The sequence below is a fragment of the Pseudomonas matsuisoli genome (genome assembly GCF_014647635.1).
In the GTDB taxonomy this organism is placed as follows: domain Bacteria; phylum Pseudomonadota; class Gammaproteobacteria; order Pseudomonadales; family Pseudomonadaceae; genus Pseudomonas_P; species Pseudomonas_P matsuisoli.
This window is the reverse complement of sequence record NZ_BMPO01000007.1, coordinates 233718-257825: the sequence shown is the minus strand read 5'-3', so window position 1 is coordinate 257825 and position 24108 is coordinate 233718. Positions and strand designations below refer to the sequence as shown.

Annotated in this window: 27 protein-coding genes; 11 read left to right on the top strand and 16 right to left on the bottom strand. The window is 61.3% G+C overall.

What is annotated here, in order from left to right; all coding sequences use genetic code 11:
• Window positions 1-7: 7 nt before the first annotated feature.
• Window positions 8-286: a hypothetical protein gene (locus IEY47_RS15790; RefSeq protein WP_188984376.1), complete on the bottom strand. Its 279-nt coding sequence runs from the start codon at window positions 284-286 to the stop codon at window positions 8-10.
• A 203-nt stretch (window positions 287-489) separates the two neighbouring features.
• On the opposite strand from IEY47_RS15790, the gene bipL reads away from it, so the two are divergent.
• Complete coding sequence (bipL, locus tag IEY47_RS15785; protein WP_188984374.1) at window positions 490-1416, top strand: phospholipase BipL; 927 nt, start codon at window positions 490-492, stop codon at window positions 1414-1416.
• Window positions 1417-1418: 2 nt separating this feature from the next.
• On the opposite strand, the gene IEY47_RS15780 is transcribed toward bipL, so the two are convergent.
• Window positions 1419-2171: a hypothetical protein gene (locus IEY47_RS15780; protein ID WP_188984372.1), complete on the bottom strand. Its 753-nt coding sequence runs from the start codon at window positions 2169-2171 to the stop codon at window positions 1419-1421.
• Between the two features lie 202 nt (window positions 2172-2373).
• Here IEY47_RS15780 and IEY47_RS15775 point away from each other — a divergent pair, with 202 nt between their 5' ends.
• The gene (locus tag IEY47_RS15775; RefSeq protein WP_188984370.1) at window positions 2374-2994 is read left to right on the top strand and encodes a 2OG-Fe(II) oxygenase; all 621 of its coding nucleotides are present in this window, start codon (window positions 2374-2376) and stop codon (window positions 2992-2994) included.
• Window positions 2991-3509, top strand: coding sequence for a 2-thiouracil desulfurase family protein (locus IEY47_RS15770; RefSeq protein ID WP_229779474.1), 519 nt, complete (start codon window positions 2991-2993; stop codon window positions 3507-3509). The genes IEY47_RS15775 and IEY47_RS15770 overlap by 4 nt, the downstream gene beginning before the upstream one ends.
• A 25-nt stretch (window positions 3510-3534) precedes the next feature.
• Here the strand turns inward: IEY47_RS15770 and ppx are convergent, their stop codons facing one another.
• Window positions 3535-5040 carry an exopolyphosphatase gene (ppx, locus tag IEY47_RS15765; protein WP_188984366.1) on the bottom strand — a complete coding sequence of 502 codons (1506 nt, stop codon included), beginning with the start codon at window positions 5038-5040 and terminating at the stop codon, window positions 3535-3537.
• Between the two features lie 299 nt (window positions 5041-5339).
• Between ppx and trxA the strand changes: the two genes are divergently transcribed.
• From trxA to IEY47_RS15745, 4 genes are all read left to right on the top strand, one after another.
• Window positions 5340-5666 (top strand): thioredoxin TrxA, encoded by a 327-nt coding sequence (gene trxA, locus IEY47_RS15760; RefSeq protein ID WP_188984364.1) that lies wholly within the window; start codon window positions 5340-5342, stop codon window positions 5664-5666.
• Between the two features lie 227 nt (window positions 5667-5893).
• The gene (gene rho / locus IEY47_RS15755; protein ID WP_188984362.1) at window positions 5894-7156 is read left to right on the top strand and encodes a transcription termination factor Rho; all 1263 of its coding nucleotides are present in this window, start codon (window positions 5894-5896) and stop codon (window positions 7154-7156) included.
• A 428-nt stretch (window positions 7157-7584) separates the two neighbouring features.
• The gene (ubiD, locus tag IEY47_RS15750; RefSeq protein ID WP_188984360.1) at window positions 7585-9051 is read left to right on the top strand and encodes a 4-hydroxy-3-polyprenylbenzoate decarboxylase; all 1467 of its coding nucleotides are present in this window, start codon (window positions 7585-7587) and stop codon (window positions 9049-9051) included.
• A 37-nt stretch (window positions 9052-9088) separates the two neighbouring features.
• Complete coding sequence (locus IEY47_RS15745; protein ID WP_188984358.1) at window positions 9089-10057, top strand: CDP-6-deoxy-delta-3,4-glucoseen reductase; 969 nt, start codon at window positions 9089-9091, stop codon at window positions 10055-10057.
• A 109-nt stretch (window positions 10058-10166) separates the two neighbouring features.
• On the opposite strand, the gene IEY47_RS15740 is transcribed toward IEY47_RS15745, so the two are convergent.
• Entirely contained in the window at window positions 10167-11180 is a 1014-nt protein-coding gene (locus IEY47_RS15740) for a saccharopine dehydrogenase family protein (protein WP_188984357.1), read from the bottom strand.
• Between the two features lie 108 nt (window positions 11181-11288).
• On the opposite strand from IEY47_RS15740, the gene IEY47_RS15735 reads away from it, so the two are divergent.
• Together IEY47_RS15735 and IEY47_RS15730 are read left to right on the top strand one after the other, a co-directional pair.
• Complete coding sequence (locus tag IEY47_RS15735; RefSeq protein ID WP_229779473.1) at window positions 11289-11912, top strand: TetR/AcrR family transcriptional regulator; 624 nt, start codon at window positions 11289-11291, stop codon at window positions 11910-11912.
• 197 nt (window positions 11913-12109) lie between these two features.
• Window positions 12110-13042 (top strand): LysR family transcriptional regulator, encoded by a 933-nt coding sequence (locus IEY47_RS15730; RefSeq protein WP_188984355.1) that lies wholly within the window; start codon window positions 12110-12112, stop codon window positions 13040-13042.
• Between the two features lie 75 nt (window positions 13043-13117).
• On the opposite strand, the gene madM is transcribed toward IEY47_RS15730, so the two are convergent.
• From madM to IEY47_RS15680, 10 genes are all read right to left on the bottom strand, one after another.
• On the bottom strand, window positions 13118-13882 hold the full coding sequence (madM, locus tag IEY47_RS15725) for a malonate transporter subunit MadM (protein ID WP_188984353.1): 765 nt from the start codon (window positions 13880-13882) through the stop codon (window positions 13118-13120).
• A 5-nt stretch (window positions 13883-13887) separates the two neighbouring features.
• Window positions 13888-14292 (bottom strand): malonate transporter subunit MadL, encoded by a 405-nt coding sequence (gene madL, locus IEY47_RS15720; RefSeq protein ID WP_188984351.1) that lies wholly within the window; start codon window positions 14290-14292, stop codon window positions 13888-13890.
• Between the two features lie 91 nt (window positions 14293-14383).
• Window positions 14384-15316, bottom strand: coding sequence for a malonate decarboxylase subunit epsilon (gene mdcH, locus IEY47_RS15715; protein ID WP_188984349.1), 933 nt, complete (start codon window positions 15314-15316; stop codon window positions 14384-14386).
• Window positions 15313-15936: a malonate decarboxylase holo-ACP synthase gene (locus IEY47_RS15710; protein WP_188984347.1), complete on the bottom strand. Its 624-nt coding sequence runs from the start codon at window positions 15934-15936 to the stop codon at window positions 15313-15315. The genes mdcH and IEY47_RS15710 overlap by 4 nt, the downstream gene beginning before the upstream one ends.
• 17 nt (window positions 15937-15953) lie before the next feature.
• Window positions 15954-16739 (bottom strand): biotin-independent malonate decarboxylase subunit gamma, encoded by a 786-nt coding sequence (mdcE, locus tag IEY47_RS15705; protein ID WP_188984345.1) that lies wholly within the window; start codon window positions 16737-16739, stop codon window positions 15954-15956.
• On the bottom strand, window positions 16736-17590 hold the full coding sequence (locus tag IEY47_RS15700) for a biotin-independent malonate decarboxylase subunit beta (RefSeq protein WP_188984343.1): 855 nt from the start codon (window positions 17588-17590) through the stop codon (window positions 16736-16738). Before IEY47_RS15700 ends, mdcE begins: the two co-directional genes overlap by 4 nt.
• A complete protein-coding gene (locus tag IEY47_RS15695; RefSeq protein WP_188984341.1) occupies window positions 17583-17882 on the bottom strand; it encodes a malonate decarboxylase subunit delta in 300 nt (99 codons plus the stop codon). The genes IEY47_RS15700 and IEY47_RS15695 overlap by 8 nt, the downstream gene beginning before the upstream one ends.
• 2 nt (window positions 17883-17884) lie before the next feature.
• Window positions 17885-18757, bottom strand: a complete 873-nt coding sequence (locus IEY47_RS15690) for a triphosphoribosyl-dephospho-CoA synthase (protein WP_188984339.1) — start codon at window positions 18755-18757, stop codon at window positions 17885-17887.
• Entirely contained in the window at window positions 18757-20409 is a 1653-nt protein-coding gene (mdcA, locus tag IEY47_RS15685; protein WP_188984336.1) for a malonate decarboxylase subunit alpha, read from the bottom strand. The genes IEY47_RS15690 and mdcA overlap by 1 nt, the downstream gene beginning before the upstream one ends.
• 118 nt (window positions 20410-20527) lie before the next feature.
• On the bottom strand, window positions 20528-21847 hold the full coding sequence (locus IEY47_RS15680; RefSeq protein WP_229779471.1) for a sodium:proton antiporter: 1320 nt from the start codon (window positions 21845-21847) through the stop codon (window positions 20528-20530).
• A gap of 400 nt (window positions 21848-22247) precedes the next feature.
• Between IEY47_RS15680 and IEY47_RS15675 the strand changes: the two genes are divergently transcribed.
• On the top strand, window positions 22248-22655 hold the full coding sequence (locus IEY47_RS15675; protein ID WP_188984332.1) for a flagellar basal body-associated FliL family protein: 408 nt from the start codon (window positions 22248-22250) through the stop codon (window positions 22653-22655).
• Here IEY47_RS15675 and IEY47_RS15670 read toward each other — a convergent pair.
• Window positions 22649-23113 carry an EVE domain-containing protein gene (locus IEY47_RS15670; RefSeq protein WP_188984330.1) on the bottom strand — a complete coding sequence of 155 codons (465 nt, stop codon included), beginning with the start codon at window positions 23111-23113 and terminating at the stop codon, window positions 22649-22651. The two genes, IEY47_RS15675 and IEY47_RS15670, sit on opposite strands and share 7 nt — an antisense overlap.
• Before the next feature lie 181 nt (window positions 23114-23294).
• Here IEY47_RS15670 and IEY47_RS15665 point away from each other — a divergent pair, with 181 nt between their 5' ends.
• Window positions 23295-23450, top strand: a complete 156-nt coding sequence (locus IEY47_RS15665; RefSeq protein WP_188984329.1) for a hypothetical protein — start codon at window positions 23295-23297, stop codon at window positions 23448-23450.
• Here the strand turns inward: IEY47_RS15665 and IEY47_RS15660 are convergent.
• Window positions 23441-24076, bottom strand: a complete 636-nt coding sequence (locus tag IEY47_RS15660; protein WP_229779469.1) for a 5-formyltetrahydrofolate cyclo-ligase — start codon at window positions 24074-24076, stop codon at window positions 23441-23443. The genes IEY47_RS15665 and IEY47_RS15660 overlap by 10 nt on opposite strands.
• Window positions 24077-24108 lie beyond the last annotated feature (32 nt).

Genomic DNA, 24108 nt, shown 5'->3' with positions numbered 1-24108 from the left:
CATCGCCTCAGGGCTTCGCGTTTGGCGGCGTGCCGGATTCGTTGGACGGTACGATTTCCTTCGGCAAGCGTTCGCTACGTGGCCGTGGGTCATCACGCTGTTGGGTGTGGCGATCGACCGGCGGTGAGTTTGCCTCGCTGGAGTGCTCGCGATCGGGCGTGCGCTGCTCGCTATCGAGGGGTGTCGGCGGCGTATCGGGCACCGTAGGGCCAGTGCCCTGTGCGTGCACCGAGGAGAGCAGGGTCAGGCTCAACAGGATGGCAGTCAACCAACGTGCATGGTTCATGGTGGTCCCCTCGAGCAGTGGATATACCTTTGGGTCTCGGCTACGCGTGTTGGTTCTGCCCGTATGCGCTATCGCCGCAGCGAAGGGGTTCGTATCATGCGTAAATACTCGCGTGAGCGCGTCCGCTTACGGTCAATGGCGCCCCTCATACACGCTGATCGATAGTCCGCCTCCGTTCAAATCATTTCCCGCAGAGCCCATTCATGCTTTCGTCGTTCGACCCTGTTCCCCTGCGCCAACTGCTGCACGCGGGCAAGACTCCAGAGGGGCCAATGCTGGCGGCCTATCGCGGGTACTACGGTCTGGACGGCTTGCAATCGGACAGTACGTTTTTCTGCTTCGAGGCGGCGGGTTATCGGATCGCGGCTCAAGCCTGGATTCCCCCTTCACCAAAGGGAAGCCTGCTTTTGCTGCATGGCTACTACGACCACATGGGGCTCTATCGGCATCTGATCGAATGGAGCCTGCAGCTCGGGCTAGCCGTGATCGTATGCGATCTGCCTGGGCATGGCCTGTCTAGTGGTTCACCTGCCAGCATCGCGAGCTTTTCCGAGTATCAGGCGGTGTTATCTGGCCTGCAGGTTGAGGGGGCTCGTCTCTCGCTGCCGGCGCCGTGGCACCTGTGCGGACAAAGCACAGGTGCGGCGATCCTGATCGATCATCTATTGAATGCGCCAGTGCGTCGCGAAGTCGGCCGCGCGATATTGCTGGCCCCGTTGGTGCGTCCGCGCGCCTGGCTGCGTTCGCGCTTCAGCTATCAGGCGGTCCGCCCGTTCCTGCGACAACTGCCCCGACGGTTTACCGTGAATTCCACAGACTCGGCATTCATCGATTTCGTCCATCGGCGAGACCCCTTGCAGGCGCAGATATTGCCGACCGATTGGGTGGGCGCCTTGGCACGCTGGATTCCCATGATCGAATCCGCAATGCCGTCGGCGCAGCGTCCGCTGATCGTGCAGGGGGATGCTGACCTTACGGTCGACTGGCGTTATAACCTGAAAATCCTGGGGCAGAAATTCGATCGTCCGGACGTACTGCTACTGCCTGGCGCGCGCCACCACCTGGCTAATGAGCAGGTGCGTTATCGCACACATTATCTCGGCTTTCTGAAACAGCAATTGGGGCTGTAACGTCAGGTCGCGGTACCCGAGGCACGGGACGACGGGTTGAGCGCGGCGCGCAGGGCCGCTAGCGCTGCCTTGTAATAGGCCGCGCCGGATTCAGACTGCACGAACTCGACGAATTCTTCCAGCTCGGCGTCCGAGAGTTGGCGATACACGTGCAGCAGGGTGTTATCCAGGTCGCCGTTGATTTGCTCGACGATGCGTTGCCGCTGACCATCGATCAGGCCCAGCGCAGGGTTCGCTTCGCCGAACAGGCCGGGCAGCATCGAGCTCAAGCTGTCAGCGGCGACGCCGGCCAGTGCGAGGCTGATTTCAGCGCCTGCCTGCCCGGCGGGTACGGCCCCGGCAAGACGCCTTATGAGCAATCGCCGCGTGGCTTCGGCCTCCGTACGAGGCAGACCGTTTTCGTATTTCTGCAGTTCGGCGGGAGAGGTGGCGACCGTCTCGGCGCTGATGACCTTGCGACCCACGTCGGTCTGGAAGAATGCCAACGGCGCCCGGGCGTCTACCAATTGCGTGCGCAGCACGGCTTGCGCCCGCTGGTCCATGGCCTCCGGTGCAAAGCGCCGATTGCTGTTCTGCACCAGCGATTGATAAACGGCCGGGGGGAGAGTGCTCTGATAGCGCTTTTGAGCGGCAACGAGCGCTGCGCTGAAGTGTTCCCGTTGCACCGGCCAGCCCGCCGCCTGGTAAAGCGCCGTGTAATCATCGGCCAAGGTGGGCAGGGGCAGCAGCAAGAGCAGGACCAACAACAGGCGCATCGGTTACTCCGTTTGGGGGCGGGGGCGGCACGGAGGGCGGTGCCGGCAAAGGCGCTATTGTCGATGGCAAGGGTTGGACTGTCGAGGCTTTAACCGTCGGAAATTACCCGGTTCACTCTACCGCCGCATTGGGTATGCTGCGGGTCTTTGACGGTCTACCGGCAGCCATACTGGCTGCCTTCGAACGTACGGGCTCTCGCATATGTCGCTTGTCTCTGAAGTCTCTCCGCTGCAACGGATTGCGGATGACCTTGCCGAGCACGGCTGGTCCCAGCAACCGCTGTTTCTGCCGTACATCCCGACGCTCGAGCTTGCGACCGAGTGCCGCCAGCGCGCCTCTCTAGGCGAGCTGGCGCCGGCTGCCATCGGCCGCGGCACTGGGCAGCAGGTGCGTGAAGGCGTGCGGGGTGACCGCATTCAATGGATAGAGCCTGGACAGAGCGTAGCGTGCGACCGCTATCTGGCCACGCTGGAAGAGTTGCGGCTGGTGCTCAATCAGACACTTTTTCTAGGTCTGGAGGACTTCGAAGGGCATTTCGCAATGTACCCACCGGGTGCGTTCTATGCGCGGCATCTGGATCGGTTTCACGATGATGATCGCCGGACGGTATCCACGGTGTTCTATCTGAACCAGGATTGGCAGACTGCGGATGGCGGTGAGCTGCGCTTGCATCTCGATGCCGGCTGGCACGACGTGCCGCCCATAGGGGGGACGCTCATGGTGTTTTTGTCGGCGGGCATGCTGCATGAAGTGCTGCCAGCGACGCGCGAGCGTATGTCCCTGACCGGATGGTTTCGCCGGCGTGCGGTATTGCCGCTGTGACCGAATATCGACGCGCGAAAGTGCTGGTCAGCCGTTGCTTGTTGGGGCAGCGCGTACGTTATGACGGCGGCGCGCACGGCCCTTTCGATCGACTGGCGCTCTGGCAGGCGCAAGGCCGCATCGTGCCGTTGTGTCCGGAGGTCTTCGGCGGTCTGCCGACGCCACGCCCGCCTGCGGAGATTCCCGGCGGGCAGGGGTCTGGTGTTCTCGAGGGCGCTGTTCAGGTGGTGACCGACACTGGGGCAGATGTCACGGTCGCGTTCGTTGCCGGCGCACAAGAAGCGCTGCGTTTAGCCCAGCTGCATGGCATTCGGATCGCCGTGCTGAAGGCGCGCAGCCCATCCTGCGGGAATGAAGAGAACTATGACGGTACCTTCACGGGGACGCGTGTCCCCGGTGAAGGTGTGACGGCCGCTGCGCTTCGGCATGCCGGAGTAAAGGTGTTCAACGAAGACCAGCTGGAGGCGGCTACGCAGATGCTGGAACGTCTGGACGCGGCGCTTCGGCAGGATTGAGCGGCAATCTGCGGGCGGGCGGGAGTCAACGCTGCTTCAATTCGTACCCAACGCGCTTGAGCCATTCGGCTTCCTGCTCGAAATCGGCTTTGGTCAGCGGGTTCGCCTCCAGCCAGCCTTCGGGGAATATCAGCTCGAGACTGCGCTTGCCTGCCTTGAGCTGCACGCTGGGCATGTCCTGCGCACCACGGATGTGATGGAACAGGATCGCGAAGCGCAGGAGGATGCATAGTCGGACCAGCCGCTCGCTCTCTTCTTCACTGAACTCCGTGAACTTGTCGAGCGGAATGTTGCGGCGATGGCCGCGCACGAGCAGGGCGAGCATTTGCTGGTCTTGCCGGGAAAAGCCGGGCAGGTCCGAATGCTCTATCAGGTACGCGCCATGCTTGTGGTAGTGGTAGTGCGCGATGTCGAGACCGATTTCATGTACACGGGCCGCCCAAATGAGCAGTTCGCGGTACCAGTCGTCTTGGAGGCCCCAGTCGGCGGCAACTTTAGAGAGCGCTGAAACCGCTTTAGCTTCGACCCGCGCCGCCTGTTCGGCATCCGCGTGATAACGCTCCATCAATGCGCTGAGGGTGCGTTCGCGCACATCCTCGTGCTGATGGCGGCCAAGCAGGTCGTAAAGAACGCCTTCGCGCAACGCGCCATCACAGTGGTGCATCTGCTTGACTTCGAATGCGTCGAAGATCGCTTCCAGAATCGCCACGCCGGCGGGGAAGATGCTTCTGCGATCAGGTTTGACGCCTTCGAAGTCGATGTTCCCAATGTCGCTCAGTTTGAACAGTTTGCGCTTGAGCCAGACCAGCCCCTCGGCATTTACCTCGCCACTGCCGCGCTTGGCACCCTTGAGCGCAAGGCCGATCGCGCGAATGGTGCCGGACGAGCCGATCGCTTCATCCCAGCCCAGGCGACGAATGCCATTTTCGATGCCCATGAGTTCGAGTCGGGCAGCGGTATAGGCCTGTGCGTAGCGTGACTGCGTGATCTTGCCATCCTGAAAGAAACGCTGCGTATAGCTGACGCAGCCCATCTGCAGGCTTTCGCGCAGAAGCGGTTCGAACAGCTGACCCACGATGAATTCGGTGCTGCCGCCGCCGATGTCCGCAACGAGGCGACGCCCTTGCGTCGTCGGCAGCGTATGAGAAACGCCAAGGTAGATTAGGCGGGCTTCTTCACGTCCAGAAATGACGTCGATCGGATGGCCGAGCAGCGTCTCAGCGCGGCGGATGAATTCCGCGCGGTTGCGCGCCTCACGCAAGGCGTTGGTCGCCACGATACGCACTGCGCCTTGCGGCAGCCCTGCCACCAGTGGTGCAAAGCGGCTCAGGCAATCGAGCCCACGCTGCATCGCTTCTTCACTAAGCCTGCGCTCGTCGTTCAACCCGGCGGCTAACTGAACCTTCTCACCTAGCCGTTCGAGAATGCGCACCTCGCCATGATCCGCTTTGGCGAGCACCATGTGGAAGCTGTTCGAGCCCAGATCGATGGCGGCGATCAGCGGGAAGGTCTCGGTCAGAGGGAGGGACATGAATGGCATTCTCGACGGAAAAACGTCGCCATCGTGCCACGTTAGGTAAGTGACGGAAAGCTGCCTGAGTGGAGCGGCGGGTTAGCCGAGGTCATCGCGGCTCTTTATATAGGGCCTTACCGTTCCTTCGCGTTGGGGCGAGCTCACCGTACGGGCTTCTGCCTCCATAGGCAGAAAGGTGCGTGCGCAACGCTGTCCATTGACCGCGTCAATGAGGGCAATCGCCGACGGTAGCTTTCGGTATGCCCAGGTCCGGGCTATGATGGCGCCACTTTTGTTTCCGCTTCCGGAGAAACTCAATGAGCGAATTCATTACCCAAGTCAGCGATGCGAGCTTCGATAAGGACGTTCTTCAGGCGGACGGTCCCGTGTTGGTCGACTACTGGGCCGAATGGTGCGGTCCGTGCAAGATGATCGCGCCGGTGCTGGACGAGATCGCGAAGGATTACCAGGGCAAGCTGAAAATCTGCAAACTGAACATCGACGAAAACGCCGAGACCCCGCCGAAGTACGGCGTGCGTGGTATCCCGACCTTGATGCTGTTCAAGGGCGGTAACGTCGAAGCCACGAAAGTGGGCGCACTGTCCAAGTCCCAGTTGATGGCGTTCCTCGATAGCAACATCTGATCGAACTGCTGTCGCTAGACCCCGCACATTGCGGGGTTTTTTATGCCTGAATGCTAGACGTTCCCAAATCCCGGTGTTACATTCGGGCTCCTGCTGCTCTCGCGGCAGCCTTTCCGTACCGACGCCGCCCTCTCTATTCAAAGAATCAGCGCATCTGTCGCATCTCTGCGGCGCGGCCATCCAAGCGTAAACACGCTTCCATACCTTCTCTAATTACGTCCATTCCTATGAATTTGACTGAACTCAAGCAAAAGCCGATCGCCGAACTGCTGGACATGGCGGAGCAAATGGGCCTCGAGAACATGGCCCGCTCACGCAAGCAGGACGTGATTTTCTCCCTTCTGAAAAAACATGCGAAAAGTGGTGAGGAAATTTCGGGTGACGGCGTGCTGGAGATTCTCCAGGACGGCTTTGGCTTCCTCCGTTCCGCCGACTCTTCCTATTTGGCCGGTCCTGATGACATCTACGTTTCGCCGAGTCAGATCCGCCGCTTCAACCTGCGGACCGGCGACACCATCGTCGGCAAGATCCGGCCGCCGAAAGAGGGCGAACGCTACTTCGCGTTGCTCAAGGTCGACACGATCAACTTCGATCGTCCCGAGAACGCCAAGAGCAAGATTCTGTTCGAAAACCTGACGCCGCTGTTCCCCAACAAACGCCTGACCATGGAAGCCGGTAATGGCTCCACGGAAGACCTGACCGGGCGCGTGATCGACCTTTGCGCCCCGATCGGCAAAGGCCAGCGTGCACTGATCGTCGCTCCGCCGAAAGCGGGCAAGACGATCATGTTGCAGAACATCGCCAGCAACATTACCCGCAACAACCCTGAGTGCTACCTGATCGTTCTGCTCATCGATGAACGTCCTGAGGAAGTGACCGAGATGCAGCGCACCGTGCGCGGCGAGGTTGTGGCGTCGACCTTCGACGAGCCGCCCGTACGTCACGTACAGGTCGCTGAGATGGTTATCGAGAAGGCCAAGCGCCTGGTCGAGCACAAGAAGGACGTGGTCATTCTGCTCGACTCGATCACCCGTCTGGCCCGTGCCTACAACACCGTGATCCCGAGCTCCGGCAAGGTGCTCACCGGTGGTGTCGACGCCCATGCCCTGGAGAAGCCCAAGCGTTTCTTCGGTGCGGCGCGCAACATCGAAGAGGGCGGCAGCCTCACCATCATCGCCACCGCGCTGGTTGAAACCGGCTCGAAGATGGACGAAGTGATCTACGAGGAATTCAAGGGTACTGGTAACCTCGAGCTCCAGCTCGATCGCCGTGTCGCTGAAAAGCGCGTCTTCCCCGCTATCAACATCAACCGCTCCGGCACTCGCCGTGAAGAGTTGCTGACCGGTGAAGAAGAGCTGCAGCGCATCTGGATTCTGCGCAAGATTCTCCATCCGATGGAAGAAATTGCCGCGATCGAGTTCCTGCTAGACAAGCTCAAGGACACCAAGACCAACGACGAATTCTTCCAGTCGATGCGTCGAAGCAAGTAATTGCGGGTGGTTTGAGTCAACGCGAGGCCGGGGAAACCCGGCTTTGTCGTTTCTGGCGACTATGATTCATAGGGCCGATTAGCCACTTGCGGCGTAATCCGCCGTTCGCCTCGCATCTATGACATAGGCTCGCGAACTGAAAATTGGGCGCGGTTCTGGTGGAAGCCCCGCTGGAGATTCCACCCTACGAGCTGACCGTTTGCATGCGTTGCCCCAGCTGTAAGAGCCCACTGGGCTGCGATCAGCTGTGGGCGATCGAGTAGCGTCATGCAGCGTCTACATCGAAGTGAGCTTCATAACCATGATCGCCCACAAGTGAGCTCCTACAATGGGTCTCTAGTTGAACGCGCTAGATAGGCATAGGGACACTGCCGCCAATGCGGGCTAAACTCGCCGGCTCATTGGCAGGACATGAACGAGGACCTCGAATGCAATATCGCGATCTACGCGAATTCATCACGGCACTAGAGCAGCGTGGCGAACTCAAGCGTATCCAGGTCCCCGTTTCGCCCATTCTAGAAATGACCGAAGTGTGCGATCGGACCTTGCGCAAGAAAGGGCCCGCACTGTTGTTCGAGCGCCCCACCGGGTTCGACATGCCGGTCCTTGGCAACCTCTTTGGCACCCCTGAGCGGGTTGCCTTGGGCATGGGCGCGGAAGACGTTTCCGAACTACGTGAAATCGGCAAACTGCTCGCGTTTCTCAAAGAACCCGAGCCGCCCAAGGGCCTGAAAGACGCCTGGTCGAAGCTGCCGATCTATAAGAAAGTCATCAGCATGGCGCCCAAGGTATTGAAGGATGCACCGTGCCATGAAGTGGTCGAGGAGGGCGACGACGTCGACCTCAGCAAACTGCCCATCCAACACTGCTGGCCGGGCGACGTGGCGCCGCTGATCACTTGGGGCCTGACCGTTACGCGTGGACCGAACAAAGAGCGCCAGAACCTCGGCATCTACCGGCAGCAAGTGATTGGTCGCAACAAGGTCATCATGCGCTGGCTCAGCCATCGCGGCGGCGCCCTGGATTTTCGCGAGTGGTGCCAGAAGCACCCAAACACGCCCTATCCGGTTGCCGTAGCGCTAGGTGCGGACCCGGCGACCATTCTAGGCGCGGTCACGCCGGTGCCCGACACATTGTCAGAATATGCCTTCGCAGGGCTGCTCCGTGGCCATCGCACCGAGCTGGTGAAGTGCCGGGGCAACGACCTTCAGGTCCCGGCCAGTGCCGAGATCGTCTTGGAAGGCGTGATCCACCCTGGCGAAGTTGCACCCGAAGGCCCTTACGGCGATCACACCGGTTACTACAACGAGGTCGACACCTTCCCGGTGTTCACCGTCGAGCGCATCACTCGCAGGCAAAAACCGATCTACCACAGCACTTACACCGGGCGCCCGCCGGACGAGCCGGCGATTCTTGGCGTCGCCTTGAATGAAGTCTTCGTGCCGATCCTGCAAAAGCAGTTCCCCGAGATCACTGACTTCTACCTGCCACCCGAAGGCTGCTCCTATCGTATGGCGGTGGTGACCATGAAGAAACAGTACCCAGGGCATGCCAAGCGCGTGATGCTGGGTGTGTGGTCATTCCTGCGGCAATTCATGTACACCAAATTCGTTATCGTCACCGACGATGACATCAATGCACGCGATTGGAACGATGTCATCTGGGCCATCACGACCCGGATGGACCCCAAGCGCGACACGGTGATGATCGACAACACGCCGATCGATTACCTCGATTTCGCCTCGCCGATTTCTGGGCTCGGTTCCAAGATGGGCCTGGACGCCACCCATAAATGGCCGGGCGAAACCACTCGCGAATGGGGCCGGGCGATCGTCAAGGACGAAGCCGTGGTCAAACGCGTAGACGAACTCTGGAACCAGCTGGGTATCGATTAAGACCCGCACCTATCGCGAACAATGTAGAGAACACCCGTTGAAAGTGACCTTGCAGCCCTCGGGCGCGGTGCTCGATACCGCTCCCGGTGAAACGATTCTCGACGCCGCCAAGCGGCTCGGTTACGAGTGCCCACACAGTTGCCGCAATGGCAATTGCCACCTGTGCGTGGCGTTGCTGGTGGAAGGCCGCGTCCTTCAGCAAGGCGAGGAACACGATCACGGCGAGATCTACGTTTGTGTGGCAGAGCCGTTGAGCGACTGCCTCGTGCAGTGGGATGGCGTATTCGCGCCGGGTGAGCTCCCGGTGCGTGAACTGGCCTGCCAGGTAGTGGCCATCGACGACGTTGGCGGCGACGTGCGCCGTGTGAGCCTTCGTGCCCCAGCAGGCAAGGCACCACGTTATCACGCCGGGCAGTACCTCATGGTGTCCCGGGCGGGCGGGCGGCAATCCGCCTTCTCGCTCGCCTCGTCCCCGCAATCGGGGCGCAACCTGGAACTGCATGTACTGGCGCGCGAAGACAGCAGTCTCGAACTGCTGGCGCAACTACGTGAAACCCGTGTCGCCCACGTACAGCTTCCCTTTGGCGATGCGCACCTTGCCGAATTGCCCGCAGGCCCGCTGGTGCTCATCGCCGCCGGTACCGGTATGGCCCAGATGCACAGCCTGATCGAAGAATGCCGCTCACGCGGTTTCGCGTATCCGGTACACCTCTATTGGGGCGTCCGCACCCCCGACGACTTCTACACCATCGAGCGTTGGGCCGAGTGGGAAAGCCTCGCCAACCTGCATCTGCACAAGGTCGTCAGCGACCTTTGCGGCTGGGAAGGGCGTTGCGGCCTCCTGCACGAAGCCGTCTGCGAAGACTTCACTGACCTGTCGTCGATCTACGTCTACGCCAGCGGCTCCCCCGCAATGGTCTACGGCACCCTCGATGCGTTGGTAGAAGCAGGAATGGACGCCCATCAAATGCGCGCCGACGTCTTCGCTTACGCGCCGCGCAGCTAGTTTCTGTAGGAAACACGACCTACGTTCAAGGATGTTTCGTACACGCCTTTTGGCGGGATCGGTGAAGAACGCAGGCGCGCGTCCTTCACCTTTACCCGGGGATGACTGGTCAAGACGTCTTGGGTTGCTCGCGCTCAATCACGGCACCTACTTGGCGTAGCGCGTCCACGAATCGGTCGGGTTGGTAAAGCAGCTCGGGGAAGTACAAGCCAGGTGCTGCCGGCGCGGCGTCATCCAGCCCAAGGACTGCGCCCAGAGATAGCGCTACGCTGAGCCCTGTCAGTGAAGCCTGACCGTATTTGAGTTCCAACGTGGCGCGCACTTGCGTCGGCTGGCCGTCACGTGTTCCCTCGGCGTCGGCAACGATCTCAGCGGCGGCTTCTTCGCCTCGACGTCGGCTGGATGAGGTATCGGTCACCAGGTCAAAGCGGATATTCGGCGCCTGGGTCGCGGCATGGAGGTTGATGATGTCGAACGGTGCGTAGGCGTCAGCATCGAGGCGTCGCCCGTCGATTGCGTGGACGATACCTTTCGCCGCGTCTCCGCTGATCCAGGTACGCCGGCCGTTCTCGAAGACCAGGGTGGACGCTGCCATTTCATGCGTACGTTCCATGTCCTCATAGGACAAGGGACCTGCGGGGTCCTCCTCATCGAGCAGCACGCCGATGTTGATCGCTTGCACTTGATCGAGCTCACCGGCAGCGTGCAGCGCCAGGAACATCGCCGCGCCCGCGGACCATTGGCTGGCGAGCACGATCGGAGCGGCCGTGGCCTTGTGCGCAAAATGCGCCACCTCCGGGCCGACCTCGACGAGTCCGTTACCGATGTTGATATAGGCTGCCCCTTGGTCCTGCGCGTAGCCCAAGCCCCAAAGTCCGTCATCGGGGGCGAACATCGCTACGGCACTGACGGCGACGTCGTCCGCCAATCCCAATTTTGGCTTGTCCAAATCGACGGCTATTGCTTCGGCTAAGCCTGTCTGTTTCGCGAGCTCATTCGCTTTTTCGAGATTGCGTCCACCAATGAGAATGGGAACATCCGGATAACGCCTGCGGAACCAGCCAACGGCTTCCCGCCCTACGACACCGGATCCGCCAACGAACAGTACCTGTCTTGCCGTCATGTGTTTCTCCTCGACTTATTGGGTCTAATGGAAGAAACCTACCTTTGGTAGGAATGGCCTGATTATCTATAAACTACCTTTGGTAGGTTTTCAAAGGAGCCCGACGAAGTGACCGGCAGCAAAAAAGAAATCCCCGAAGAAACTGCTCGCCAACGGCTTTCCAAGGCTGAACGTAGGCAGCAATTATTGGAAACCGCGCGGATCATCGCGCGTGATGAAGGGGCAGATCGGCTGACCCTCAGTTATCTTGCTGCGTGTGCAGGCGTCTCCAAGCCGGTGGTTTACGACCACTTTGGGACGCGCTCCGGCGTGTTGATCGAGCTGTACCGATGGCTCGATATGGAGCAGGTCAGCGCGTTTCAGCAAGCAATGGCTGCCAGCGAGCATGGGCTAGAAGAAACCGTTTCCCTTTTGGCTGCCGCCTATATCCGGTGCGCTGCCGATATGGAGGGGGAGGTGCATGCCATCGGCGCGGCATTAGCCGGCAGCGACGAAAAAGCCAAGGTCTTCCAAGCGCTGCTCGACAACTGCGTGCAGATGTTCCTCGCCGTGTTGCAGCCCCATAGCTCACTCACCGTGGCAGACCTCACGCTGCGCTGCGTGGGCCTGGTGGGCGCCGGTGAAGCGTTGGCCGCAACCATAGTCAAGGAAACGAGCAGGGAAGCAGACGCTATCAGCGCGTTCGAGTGCCTCATCTACGGCGCGTTGGATCAGGCGCGACCCCGTCGATAGCATCGCGTTGACCCGCTTGGCGTGACCGTGGCGCGTTGCACTATCATCCACCGCGCGGGTAAAGAACATCGAGCGATTCCGGGCCTCTCATCGCTCGAGAAATCCGCATCCCGATCGGACGCTCTGCGTTGCGCCTATCAAAACAAGAATGCACGTGCGCCATGGTGACCGTGACCGTGCCCGGAACGAGGCGATCCATGTCTTTCGATGACGAACTGACACTCAAGAAACTGCTGATTTTTCTCGCCTTCATGCGAAGCGGGAACCTTGGCCGCGCGGCGGCCGAGCTCGACACGAGTCATGTCAGCGTGCACCGCGCGATCCATTCGCTGGAAAATGGCCTGCGTTGTCCGCTGTTCAAGCATGAAGGGCGCAACCTGATCCCGCTGGAAAGCGCTTTCGTGTTGGAGGAGCGTGCCCGCAAGCTGGTGCAGGACCTCGAAGAAACGGTACGCCTCACGCGCGAAGCCGCCGGGTTTTCGGCGGAGCGTTTCAAGCTAGGCTCACTGTATTCGCTGACGGTGAAGACGGTGCCGCAGTTGATCATGGGGCTGAAGCTGCGCCGCAGCGAACTCAACATCGACCTGACGCTGGGGTCCAACGCCGACCTGTTCTTCAGGCTCAAGAACATGGAGCTCGATGCCATCCTGGTCTCGCTGGACGAGAGCGTAGCGGGCGCTGACTGCACGCAACTCCCTTTGTACTCGGACGACATCTTTCTCGCGGTGCCGGCGGATTCGTCGTTCGCCGACCGCCGGGAAGTGGACCTTGCCGAACTGCGTGAATCGACCTTCATCACGCTGACTCAGGGCTTTGCAACCCACCGCGACGGTGCACGTGTCTTCCAGCAGGCAGGCTTCGAGCCGAAGGTCGCCATGCAGGTGAACGACATCTTCACGCTGCTCAGCATGGTGAGTTCGGGGGTGGGCTATGCGCTGCTGCCGGGGCGGGTGGCCGCTGTCTACGAGAACCGTGTGCGGTTGGTGAGGTTGAGCGAACGTTACCGACACGTACAACAGATCGGCGTGGTCTTCCTCAAGGCCAAGGAGCGCGATCCCAATTTGCTGGCGTTGTTGGCGGAGTGCCGTATGTACGGGCTACGCGGTGCTGGCGCGGCAGCCAGCGTTTAGCCGGGCTCGCGTCTGTCACCGCGTGGACGAAAGGATGCGCGGCCTGGAGATGCCGCGCATTGTTCGAAGCGAGCCTTAGCCTGTGATACCCCGTACGCTCAGAAACAACAGCGATGGCCCCAGCAGGCAACCGAGGGCCGTGTAGAAGGCCGCTGTCAGGCAGCCGTAGGGGACGAGTTTCGGATCGGTCGCTGCAAGTCCGCCGGCTACGCCGCTGGAGGTTCCCATCATCCCGCCGAAGATGACGGCGGTTCGCGGGTTGTTGAGCCCGATCAGCGGTGCCACGAACGGCGTCAGGATCATCACCGCGATCGACTTGACCAAGCCTGCCGCGATCGACAACGCCATGACCTCCGAACTCGCACCGATGGCTGCGCCCGTCACTGGGCCGACGATATAGGTCACCGCCCCGGCGCCGATGGTCGTCAAGCTCACGGCATCCGTGTAGCCGAACGCCAGCGCCAAGGCCACGCCTGCTACAAAGGACGACACGATACCGACGAACAGTGAAATGACGCCGGACAATCCCGCCCGCTTCAGCTCTTCGACGTTCACCCCGAACGCGGTGGCGACAATGGCGAAATCGCGCAGCATCGCACCACCCAGCAGACCGATCCCGGAGAGCAGCGAAATGTCGACCAACCCTTTTTGGCCACCGGTCGTCACGCCACCAACGTAAGCCAATACCAGGCCGAGAAAGATGGCGATGGCAGAGCCATGCAGCCGGCCCTTCGTCAATTTGGCGGAGAGCCAATAGGACACCCACATCGTGACGCCAATAACGGCAAAGCCGCTGACCAGCCCATAACCGTTGATGACCTTGAGCATCGATTCGTACATGGCGGTCACCGTTGAGTGCTAGGAATGGGTTTCGAAGGTGCGGCAGTTTTAGTCTTGGGCTGCCCCAGCCGATCGAGCATCGGCACCAGCGCGAAACCCAATCCGACGGCGGCCAGGCCCGCAAGGATCGCCATGGGTCCGCCGCTGAGGGCACCGGCAACGTTTTGTTGAGCCGCCATCGCCACGACGATCGGGATGTAGACGGCGCTCCAGAATTCGACGCCTTGCTCGCTCTTCTTATCGAACAGCCCGCGTTTATTGAGATAGCTACCGATGAAGATCAATAGCAGCATCGCGATGCCCACACCGCCGACGTTGGCGGGCACGCCGATCAGCTTGCCCAGCACTTCACCGATGAAAAGTCCTGCAAGCGTACACAAGGCCAGGAAGGCCACACCGTAGATAATCATTGTTGTTGTCCTCGGTTACTGGATCGAAGTTGTTTGTTGTTGTCCTTCGTGCAGGTCCAGTGGCGCGGTTTCAGGGCGCCACCCTGTTTACTTATGCGCGCCGGTTCACCTCCTCACGCAACAGGGCGTGGAGTGTATCCAGGCGGCTGCCCTGGAAGGCGATGACAAAGGACGGCTCGAACACCCGCCGGGCCAGGCCCGTCAGCACATTGCCCGGCGGCAGTTCGATATGCAGGCGAACGCCACGTTCGCGCGCTGCCAGGATCATTGCGTGCCAACGTACCGGCCTGGCCATGTTGAAGGCTAAGTCGTCGCGCAATGCGTCCGGTGTCTGGATCGGACGGGCGAACGTCCCGCTCAAGTAGCGACGACGCGGCGTGTTCAGCGGGACGCGTTGGAAGGCATCGGCGAGTGCGCGAGCAGGTTCATCGAGCAACGGGCAATGCGAGGGCACCGTGATTGCGACGCGGCGGCTGACACCGTTGCCGTGTTGCCGAACGGCACCCTCGAGGGCATCCAGCGCGGTGTTGGCGCCCGCCACGACGATTTGGTTGTCGGCATTGAGATTGGCGATGTAGAGCGGGGCGTCGCGATCGACTCGGCCAATGAGCTGTTCGACTTGCGGCTGCTCCAGGCCGATGACCGCCGTCATGCCATAGCCTTCCGGATAGGCGTTCTGCATGAGTTCGCCGCGTAGCGATACCAGGCGCAGCGCATCTGCGAACGTCAGCGCCTCGGCGGTGACTGCGGCAGCATAGGCGCCGATGGACAGCCCCGCGACATAATCACTGGCCGGCGCCCGGGTTTCCAGCAGACGCGTACAGGCCACCCCGGCAATCAACAGGCTCAGTTGCACGTTGCGGGTCGAGCGCAAAGCGGCGTCGCTATCGAGGCGGGAGACGGGCATCTGCAGTACATCGCTCGCTTCCTGCAGGGTGTCGCGTATCTCCGGCGCCTGTGGAAGGTTCGCGAGCATGCCAGCGTACTGCGAGCCCTGGCCCGGATAGGCGAGCAGGCTGCTCATGCCGCTTGCGCCGAGGAGTGCCACGGGTCGCGGCTCAAGCGCGGGCCCTGGTCGGTCTTGAGCATGACTCCTGTTGTGGCGCCCGCCCATTCACGCAGCGCCAATCCACCATGGGGTGTTTCAAGCTGGATATCGAGGCGACACCGTGCGTGGGCTTCCAACTCACCCAATAGCGCCCTTGCCGCCTCACGCGAAAAGGGCGACGGCAGGCGTATCAGCAGGTCCAGATCGCTCGCGTCGTTCAACGTCGCCAGCCCTGTCGCCAACGCATAGCCGACACTTCCCGTCGCGCCCCAGCTTAGGCCGCTCTTGTCGAGCAGTGGTTGGATGGCCAGAAGTGTTTGCAGCGTAGGGTGAGTGGTGTGTAAGCGCGTGACGATAAGCTGCTCCGGGCGCACGCAGCGTTGGATGTCGTCCAATGGCATCCAGCTGGCGAAGCGTTCCTCCCGTGCGCGCCCACGGATGCCGACGGCGACGCGGCCTTCGGTATCCAGTGTCCGACGCACGACCACGGGGCGTCCCGCCTGCAGGGCATTTATCGCCCAGGCCGGTGCCCCTTGAGGAAGCCTCTCGGGCGGCATGCCCCAAAGCAGATCGTGGGGCTTAGGTGACTCGATCATGTGGCCTCCCGTGCTACTCAAGCCCATTGCGCGCGCAGGCGCTGTCGGACAGTGGACGAGGCCTGGCGGTTGGCGGCGCCTAATCGATTGCCGAGCGACGTATCGTTGTCGATATCGGCAACGGCACCCGCCAGGCAATCCCGGACGCGGGCAATATCGTCGGCGGTCGGTGACTCGATCTGCTGGACACTGAGTTTTTCCCACAGCAGGCCCAGTGAGGCGTAATTGTCGAGGTCATACGCCATTGGTGGCACGCTGGCGGCCAAGGATTCGAGTTCCTCGACGCTACGCAGGGTAATGCGAGCAGCGGCCGCTTTGCCCATGGCATGAACCATTACGCCGGCATCCTCAAGCGCGACCAGACGCTGCGCCTGGTAACCATGGGCAAGAAAGGCGCCTGACATTGCCTTGCCTACCAGCAAGCCGATTACAGGATGGCCTGCAAGACGGGCCCGGGCATAGCTATCCACCGCCCCAGCAAGCGCCTGATGAATGCCAAGGGCTTCCTCCCGACGGCCATAGGCTTGGCTGGGCACGTCGACCACTGCGATCAATGCGCGCTTTTCTCTGGTCGTGTCGGCCTCGATCGCCTCGTCTACCGCACGAGCCAGCGTCCAACCCTCCAGCACCCCGACCTCGCCGTTGCGTGCCCGAGGGAATGGATTGCTCGCATCGGGCACCACGGCAATGAAGCGCGCCCGGCGCCCGGCGAGATCGCCGTCGACAACCCTTACCGAGGCGGGAAAGCCCGGTTGTTCGCTTGCATTGGCCAAGGCGTGCAGCCAGGTATGTCCGCGGCTCATTGGTCATTCTCCTTGTACAGGTCTCGGACGTCGGCGGCGGTCAGCAACGGGCAAGGGGTACCCAAGGTGGCCAACCGCGCGAGGTATTGAGCGTGTCGGCGGCTGCGTGTCTGCTCGACCGGGCCGCCAGCCATACAGCGCAACACTTCGTTTCGCACGGCCTCGAGGTCATCGGCCACATAGGCATCGGCGAGCCCGGTGGCATGGCGCTGTTCGCCACCCGTCAGGCTCCAGATGAAGGGCCGGTCCCGTGAATCGAATTCCTCGATTCCCGCCTCTTGTTCGATGACTTGAGGCCCGTTGAGGCCCAGTCGTGCTTCGCGTGTCACGATGAGGTGGCTGCAGAGGCCGGCCGCGATGGACATGCCGCCGAAGCAGCCGACAGGGCCTGCGATGACTCCCACGACGGCTTGGTAGCGCCGCAGGTCCACAATGGCGGCCTGGATCTCGGCAATCGCGGCGAGGCCCAGATTGGCTTCCTGTAAGCGCACACCGCCCGTTTCCAAGAGCAGGCAGGCGCGGGTCGGTATGCCTTTGCGGTTGTCTTCGGCGGCGAGTTCCAAGGCAGCGGCGATCTTCGCGCCGCCGACTTCGCCCATGCTGCCGCCCTGGAATGCGCCTTCGATGGCGGCGATGACCGCCGGCTCACCTTCGAGTGTGCCTTTGGCGATGACCACGCCATCGTCGGCTTGGGTGACGATGCCTTGGCCGGGTAGCCACGGTGAAATCAGGCGTTCGAAGGGATCGACCAATTCGCGAAAACTGCCCCTGTCGAGCAAGGCGCGAGCCCGTTCGCGTGCGCCGAGTTCGGTGAAGGTGCGGTGGTTGAGCAGCCGTGCGTGATCAGTCATGACCAACCTCCTCGAAGCCTTGTTCCAGGCGCAGCCGCACGACGCCGGGCGTCGCGCCGAAGTCGTGGATATCGATGTGCAGGGCCGGCGGCGTCTGGCTGTTGAACATGCGCTCGAACAGCTGTTGCCAGCGATGGCTGGCGCCGTTCACGGACGTGATGACCTGGATAGTGAGCTGGCCTTCGTCGGCTGGCTCGAGCAGGACTTCGAGGTCTCCGGAGCCGACGCAGCCGACCAGCGCGCGGGTGCGGCCAGGGCGGCCGGCAGGGTATTGGAACGTGAGTGTTTCCATGTTCATTCGCTCCGAATGTCCGCGGGCATGAACTGCAGCCCATCGAGTAAGAGAGTGGCGGCCAGCAGATCCGCAGCGCCGCCGGGCGACGCATTGAGCGCGAGCAAGGTGTCATCCAGACGCTGCAAGGCCCGGCGCCCGGCAAAGGAGGCGCTGCCGCCGGCGTCGAGCACGGCGCGTGCACCGGCTTGTGTCTGCCTAAGTGCGTGCAAGCCGCCCCGGTGCAAGACACAGGTATCGCTCAGCTGCGTCATGATCGCCAGCAAGGCGTCGAGGCGTGCATGGTGTTCGGCGTGGCCCCCGGCGCGACTGGCGTTCAGCACCGGTAGTCCGTGCTCGATGACGGCTGGAAATCCCTGCTGCGCCTGTTCCCGCGCGCCGTCCACGCCAAAGCGTGCGCATACTGATTGACCGTGGCTCGCGGCCGCGGGAGGTACGCCCCGGTCCGGGATGCGCGCGATATGTGCGGCGCGCTCGGCAATACGTGTGGGATCGAGCCGTGGCGAGCAGGCTGCGGCTGCAACCAGTAATCCCAGCGCCCAGATCGCACCGCGATGGGTGTTCACGCCAGCCGTGGTCGCCAGCATCGTGCGCTCACCCTGACGGCCAAGGGCGCCAAGGGTTTCGCGAAGCGTCGAGTCGAGATCGACGTGCTCATGTGCCGCTTCGGCCATGCTGCGAAAGGTCTCCCACAGCGACAGCGCCGATGCCTGCATCAGGGGGAGATCGAGGTCGCGATGGGCGCCGCTGCCCCGACGGTCCACCAGCCCTGGTTTGGGTGAAAGATTCGCTTCTTCGATCAGGGCATCCACGGCCAGATCGGCAAGCCATTCGCAGCGTTTGGGTAAAGGTAGGCAGGCAACGTGGCTCATCATCACCAGCTCCTGAATTTGGCGGGCGGGTTATAGAGGCCACCTGACCATTCCACGAGTTCGGCGATGCTTTTGGCCGCCAGCAATTCGCGTGAGGCATCGGTACGGCGTATCCCAAGGTCTTCTGGCAGGGCGATAAGGCCTTCGCGGCGCATGCGCTCGGTGTCCCGTGGGTCGTGGCGCAAACCGATGGCGGTGACGCCGGCGACGGCAGCGATCATCGCTTGGCGTTCTTCCAGCGATTTCGCCTTATAGAGGTAGGCGATGCCTTCTTCCGTCAGCAGGTGGGTCACGTCATCGCCATAGATCATGACCGGCGCCAGGGGCATCCCTGTTTTTTTCGCCACGTCGACCGCGTCCAGTTGCTCGACGAAGGTGGGTTTGCCGCCTTCCTGGAAGGTCTCGACCATCTGCACGACGAGCTTCTTGCCGCGCTCCAGCAGCGTCACCGGTTCGGTCATGTCGAGCCAGGCAGGCGTGGCATGGCGGCGACCGCGTGGGTCGTGGCCCATGTTCGGCGCGCCACCGAAGCCGGCGAGACGCCCGCGCGTTACGGTGGAGGAGTGGCCATCGCCGTCCACCTGCAAGGTCGCACCGATGAACAGGTCGACAGCGTATTGCCCGGCAAGCTGGCACATGAGTCGGTTGGAGCGCATCGAACCGTCGCGCCCGGTGAAGAACACATCTGGCCGTTGGGCTATATAGCCTTCCATGCCGAGCTCGGTGCCGAAGCAATGCACGCTTTCTACCCAACCCGTCTCGATGGCGGGAATGAGCGTGGGGTGTGGGTTGAGCGTCCAGTTGCGGCAGATCTTGCCCTTCAATCCGAGTGATTCGCCGTAGGTAGGCAGGATCAGTTCGATGGCGGCCGTATTGAAGCCAATGCCATGGTTGAGGGACTGCACGTTATGCTTCTGATAGATGCCGCGGATCGCCATCATCGCCATCAGCACGTGGACTGGCTTGATGTGGCGGGGATCGCGGGTGAACAGCGGTTCGATGTAGAACGGCTTGTCCGCCACCACGACGAAATCGACCCAGGACGCGGGAATGTCGACCCGCGGCAGTTCGTCCACCAACTCGTTGACCTGAACGATGACGATGCCATCCGAAAACGCGGTCGGCTCGACCAATGCCGGTGTGTCCTCGGTGCTTGGCCCGGTGTAGATGTTGCCGTGTCGATCGGCCTGAAAGCCGGCCACCAGCGCGACGTTGGGAATCAGGTCCACCAGCAGGCGGGAGTACAGCTCGATGTAGGTATGGATTGCGCCGACGTCCATCTGGCCGTCTTCGAGCAGTTGCCCGATGCGCAGGCTCTGTGGGCCGGCAAACGAGAAGTCCAGGCGTCGGGCGATACCGAGTTCGAACAGGTCGAGGTGCTCGCTGCGACTCACGCTGGGCATGATCATATGGAGGTCGTGGACGCGACCGGCATCGACCTTGGCGAGGGACCGCGAGAGAAAATCCGCCTGCTTCTGGTTATTGCCTTCCAGGACGACGCGATCGCCGGGGGATACCAGCAGTTCGAACGCCTCGACGATTCGCTCGGTAGGGATGAGCGGTCCGTCAGTGAGGGTTTGGACTCGATCGAGCCTTCGTGCCTTTTCAGCGCGACGACGCGACCACGCGGGCGGTGGAGAACTTATTGTTGTCATCGTGACTCCTCGAGTTCCGCAGGTGTGGGGACACCTTAGGAGTCGAGGAGGCATGCATCAATAACAGGGGATGGGAAATCGTTAACGTGAGGTTAAGGAACGTTCAGTGTGGCCCCGCTCAAAGCATGACTAACATAAGCACCACCAGCAGAGGCAGCAGGAGCCCGCACGACCATAGCATGTAGCCAAAGAAGCTCGGCATCTTCACGCCGCGCTGCTCGGCGATTGCCTTCACCATGAAGTTCGGCGCGTTGCCGATGTAAGTGATGGCGCCCATGAACACGGAGCCCATGGAGATCGCGAGCAGCGTTGACGTCAGCGACTTCATCATCACCTCGGCATCGCCGGACGCCATGTTGAAGAACAACAGGTAAGTGGGTGCGTTATCGAGGAAGGCCGACAGTGTCCCGCTCATCCAAAAGTACATGACGTCGATGGGGTTGCCCTGTGCGTTCGTGACGGCATTGACGACGCCGGCCAGGTGTCCGTGAGTGCCGGCTTTGAGGATGGCGATCACCGGGGCGATGGTCAGGAAAATTCCAGAGAAGAGCTTGGCGACTTCCTGGATCGGGCCCCATTCGAATTCATTGTCCTGGCGGACCTTGCGCGAGGTGATGGCCAGGGAGATAACGGCCAATACCAGCAGGATCACGTCACGCAGGATGCTTTGCAGCGCGACTTCGGTGCCAAGTACATCGAAGTGGATGCCGGGCTTCCAAGTGCCGGACATCAGCACCGCTGCGACCACACCGCCCAACAGCAGGAAGTTGACCTTGCCCAGCAATTTGAGGGGTTCATCCGGCGTGGGATCGTCGCCGTTCACTTCATCTTCGCGGGATAGCAGGTAACGGTCCAACCCGTAAAAGATCACTAGCAGCGGCACGGCCAATATCAGCACCGGCAGCGCCATGTGCTCCAGCGTCCAGAAGAAATCGACGCCCTTGAGGAAACCCAGGAACAACGGCGGATCGCCCAGTGGTGTCAGCCCGCCGCCGATATTAGCCACGAGAAAGATGAAGAACACGACGACGTGGACGTTGTGCTTGCGGTTGTCGTTGGCGCGCAACAGGGGGCGGATCAGCAACATGGCGGCGCCCGTCGTTCCCATGATCGACGCCAGTACGGTGCCGAGGGCGAGCAATCCGGTATTCAGCTTCGCGGAGCCGTGCAGGTTGCCTTGCACCAGAATGCCGCCGGAGATGGTGAACAGCGTGAAGAGCAGGATGATGAAGGGGATGTACTCGGCCAGAAATACATGTACGCCCAACTCGAGTGTGGGTGCGAAACCAAAGTTGAACGCGAACGGAACGAGGAACAGCAACGTCCAGCCAAGGGTGATCTTGCCGAAATGGTGGTGCCATACGTTCGCGGCAAACAATGGCATCAAGGCGATGCTGAGCAGGACGCCAGCAAAGGGAACGACCCAGAGCAAACTCATTTGCGCCCCGTCCACATCGGCGGCGAAAGCGGTAGTCGGGAGAAAAAATGTCGTCAGTAGAAGCGCAAGCGAAAGGCCCGCAGGAGAGCGTCTAAAAAGGAAGAAAGGCATCGGCACGGCTCGGTTTTGATTGTCATTAAAAGATGCGGCTACGCGCAGCGCTGCGCATTCTTACATGGTTTACCAACCATGTAACAAGCTGGTTACCTGAGCGGGTTCGCCTGTTGATTGTCTGTGGTCGTCCAGTCGGTAAGGCGTGAGGCGACGTCGCTGCCGCTCAAGTCTCAGTGGTCGCTGCCGATCTAATCCGTCATCGATCCCGAGCATTCCTCCTGGATGAATCTCGGCCCGCCGATTCCTTCGCTGCGAAAGCGCTGCGGTTTTCTCTGGAGAGTGGAAATTGAAATTTACGGTCGCGCTCTTGTTGAGCCTGTTGGTGTTGCCTGCATGGGCAAGTGAAGAAGCTGCCCCTGCCGAGGGCGCTGCGCCCAAGGTCAGCTACGTCAACCTGTTCCCGCCCCTGGTGGGCAATTACGGCGAAGGGCCGAAGCTGCAATATTTCAAGGCGGATGTCGCCCTTCAGGTGAAGGATCCAGAAGCGGTGAAGAAGGTGGAATACCACCAGCCTCTTATTCGTAATCAACTGGTCATGCTCTTTTCGCAGCAAACCGCCGCGACGCTGGGCTCGGTGGAATCCAAAGAGCAACTGCGGCAGGAGGCACTCAAGCAGGTGCAGGGCATTCTTCAGCAGGAAGAAGGGGCGCCGCTGGTTGATGATCTGCTGTTCAACAACCTGATCGTTCAGTGAGACGCCGGGCGGACCATTTTTAGAATCGCCTGCCATTCCTTGTCGGATACCGGCATGACCGACAGGCGACTGCCTTTTTTCACGAGCGAAAGCTCGGCCAGTGATGGATTTGCCTTGAGTGCCGCCAGCGGGATGACATCGGTAAACGCGTCGATGAACGCCACGTCGAGCGCACTCCAAGGGTTGCGTTCCGCGCTGGCTTTTGGATCATGGTACGGGCTTTGCGGATCCACGGCGGCGGGGTCCGGATAAGCTTCGCGCACGATTTCGCCGATGCCTGCAATGCCGGGTTGCGGGCAACTGGAGTGATAGAAGAAGAACCGGTCTCCGCGGGCCATAGAACGCATGAAGTTGCGCGCCTGATAGTTGCGAACGCCGTCCCAGCGGGCTTGACCGAGGCGCTCGAGGTCGCGAATCGAAAATTCATCGGGCTCGGATTTCATAAGCCAATTGGGCATGACAATTGCTCCGTTTTTTGCTGGATGATCCGGTCTCGCTCTACGGCGACGACCGGTCGCCAATCAAATTGCAAGACAGGGGTTCTTCACTGAAAATGCCGCCGCTTCGAGTAGCAGCAAGCCTCTCGATGAGGATGCAACCGAGCGGCTCACGCTATTGCCTTTGAGGGGGAGGCAATCGATGAAAAAACGTAAACCAGATCTGCTGTGGGTGTTGGTCATCATCTTTGGCCTTGGCGTCGTAACGACCGGTTATACACAGAGTTTCTGGGAGCGGGGCAGCGATGGCGTGCGTGACGCCGCGCAGTACTATCAACAGTTGAAGAATCAGCGCTGAGCGAATGTTCTCGAGGCGCGGGTATAGCAGCCCGCGTCCGTTATCGTCCCATCCAGCGGTACATCCCACGCCGCGATCGGCAGCTTTCCGACCTTTTGACATTCATGCGCGACGCCAAATAGCGCCGGTTTCCGACAGTTCTTGCGCTTCATCTTGAACGCCAGGCTGCGATCGTAGAATCCGCCTCCCATCCCCAGGCGTCCGCCGTCGACATCGAACCCCACCAAGGGCAGCAATACGAGACCGAGCGCCCATGTCTTGCGCTGGCGCGCAGGTTGCGGCAATGGCTCGCGAATTCGAAAACGATTGCGAACGAGACGTTCGCCCGGCCGCACGCGCTGGAAGACCATGTGCGTGCGTGGCCACGCGTTCAAGACGGGAAGATAAGTCGCCTTGCCGCGTCGCTGCGCTGCGGCGAGCACAAGCCCAAGATCGATCTCGCCATCGTTGGCGAGATACAGCGCGACATGCTTCGTCCTGCGGAACGCCGGATGCTGGGCCAGCAGCCGATAGAGCTGCCGCGATGCGCGCTTCTGCGCACTGCTGGAAAGACTGCGCCGGGCACTGCGAAGCCTCCGGCGAAGTTGCGCGCGGCTGAGCGGTTGGGTGTCGGCGGGAGCAATCACAGGGCCTCGCAGCGCGGTATGCGAACAAGACC

What these genes read in the sequence shown, in the direction of transcription:
- ppx (WP_188984366.1), bottom strand. Translation starts at nt 5,040, where the DNA reads ATGTCCCTCCCTCTGACCGAGACCTTCCCGCTGATCGCCGCCATCGAT.
- IEY47_RS15670 (WP_188984330.1), bottom strand. Translation starts at nt 23,113, where the DNA reads ATGCCCAATTGGCTTATGAAATCCGAGCCCGATGAATTTTCGATTCGC.
- IEY47_RS15665 (WP_188984329.1), top strand. Translation starts at nt 23,295, where the DNA reads ATGAAAAAACGTAAACCAGATCTGCTGTGGGTGTTGGTCATCATCTTT.
- IEY47_RS15780 (WP_188984372.1), bottom strand. Translation starts at nt 2,171, where the DNA reads ATGCGCCTGTTGTTGGTCCTGCTCTTGCTGCTGCCCCTGCCCACCTTG.
- rho (WP_188984362.1), top strand. Translation starts at nt 5,894, where the DNA reads ATGAATTTGACTGAACTCAAGCAAAAGCCGATCGCCGAACTGCTGGAC.
- IEY47_RS15740 (WP_188984357.1), bottom strand. Translation starts at nt 11,180, where the DNA reads ATGACGGCAAGACAGGTACTGTTCGTTGGCGGATCCGGTGTCGTAGGG.
- IEY47_RS15700 (WP_188984343.1), bottom strand. Translation starts at nt 17,590, where the DNA reads ATGACTGATCACGCACGGCTGCTCAACCACCGCACCTTCACCGAACTC.
- IEY47_RS15775 (WP_188984370.1), top strand. Translation starts at nt 2,374, where the DNA reads ATGTCGCTTGTCTCTGAAGTCTCTCCGCTGCAACGGATTGCGGATGAC.
- madM (WP_188984353.1), bottom strand. Translation starts at nt 13,882, where the DNA reads ATGTACGAATCGATGCTCAAGGTCATCAACGGTTATGGGCTGGTCAGC.
- IEY47_RS15690 (WP_188984339.1), bottom strand. Translation starts at nt 18,757, where the DNA reads ATGATGAGCCACGTTGCCTGCCTACCTTTACCCAAACGCTGCGAATGG.
- mdcH (WP_188984349.1), bottom strand. Translation starts at nt 15,316, where the DNA reads ATGAGCAGCCTGCTCGCCTATCCGGGCCAGGGCTCGCAGTACGCTGGC.
- ubiD (WP_188984360.1), top strand. Translation starts at nt 7,585, where the DNA reads ATGCAATATCGCGATCTACGCGAATTCATCACGGCACTAGAGCAGCGT.
- madL (WP_188984351.1), bottom strand. Translation starts at nt 14,292, where the DNA reads ATGATTATCTACGGTGTGGCCTTCCTGGCCTTGTGTACGCTTGCAGGA.
- IEY47_RS15790 (WP_188984376.1), bottom strand. Translation starts at nt 286, where the DNA reads ATGAACCATGCACGTTGGTTGACTGCCATCCTGTTGAGCCTGACCCTG.
- IEY47_RS15680 (WP_229779471.1), bottom strand. Translation starts at nt 21,847, where the DNA reads ATGAGTTTGCTCTGGGTCGTTCCCTTTGCTGGCGTCCTGCTCAGCATC.
- mdcA (WP_188984336.1), bottom strand. Translation starts at nt 20,409, where the DNA reads ATGACAACAATAAGTTCTCCACCGCCCGCGTGGTCGCGTCGTCGCGCT.
- bipL (WP_188984374.1), top strand. Translation starts at nt 490, where the DNA reads ATGCTTTCGTCGTTCGACCCTGTTCCCCTGCGCCAACTGCTGCACGCG.
- mdcE (WP_188984345.1), bottom strand. Translation starts at nt 16,739, where the DNA reads ATGAGCCGCGGACATACCTGGCTGCACGCCTTGGCCAATGCAAGCGAA.
- IEY47_RS15730 (WP_188984355.1), top strand. Translation starts at nt 12,110, where the DNA reads ATGTCTTTCGATGACGAACTGACACTCAAGAAACTGCTGATTTTTCTC.
- trxA (WP_188984364.1), top strand. Translation starts at nt 5,340, where the DNA reads ATGAGCGAATTCATTACCCAAGTCAGCGATGCGAGCTTCGATAAGGAC.
- IEY47_RS15710 (WP_188984347.1), bottom strand. Translation starts at nt 15,936, where the DNA reads ATGATCGAGTCACCTAAGCCCCACGATCTGCTTTGGGGCATGCCGCCC.
- IEY47_RS15695 (WP_188984341.1), bottom strand. Translation starts at nt 17,882, where the DNA reads ATGGAAACACTCACGTTCCAATACCCTGCCGGCCGCCCTGGCCGCACC.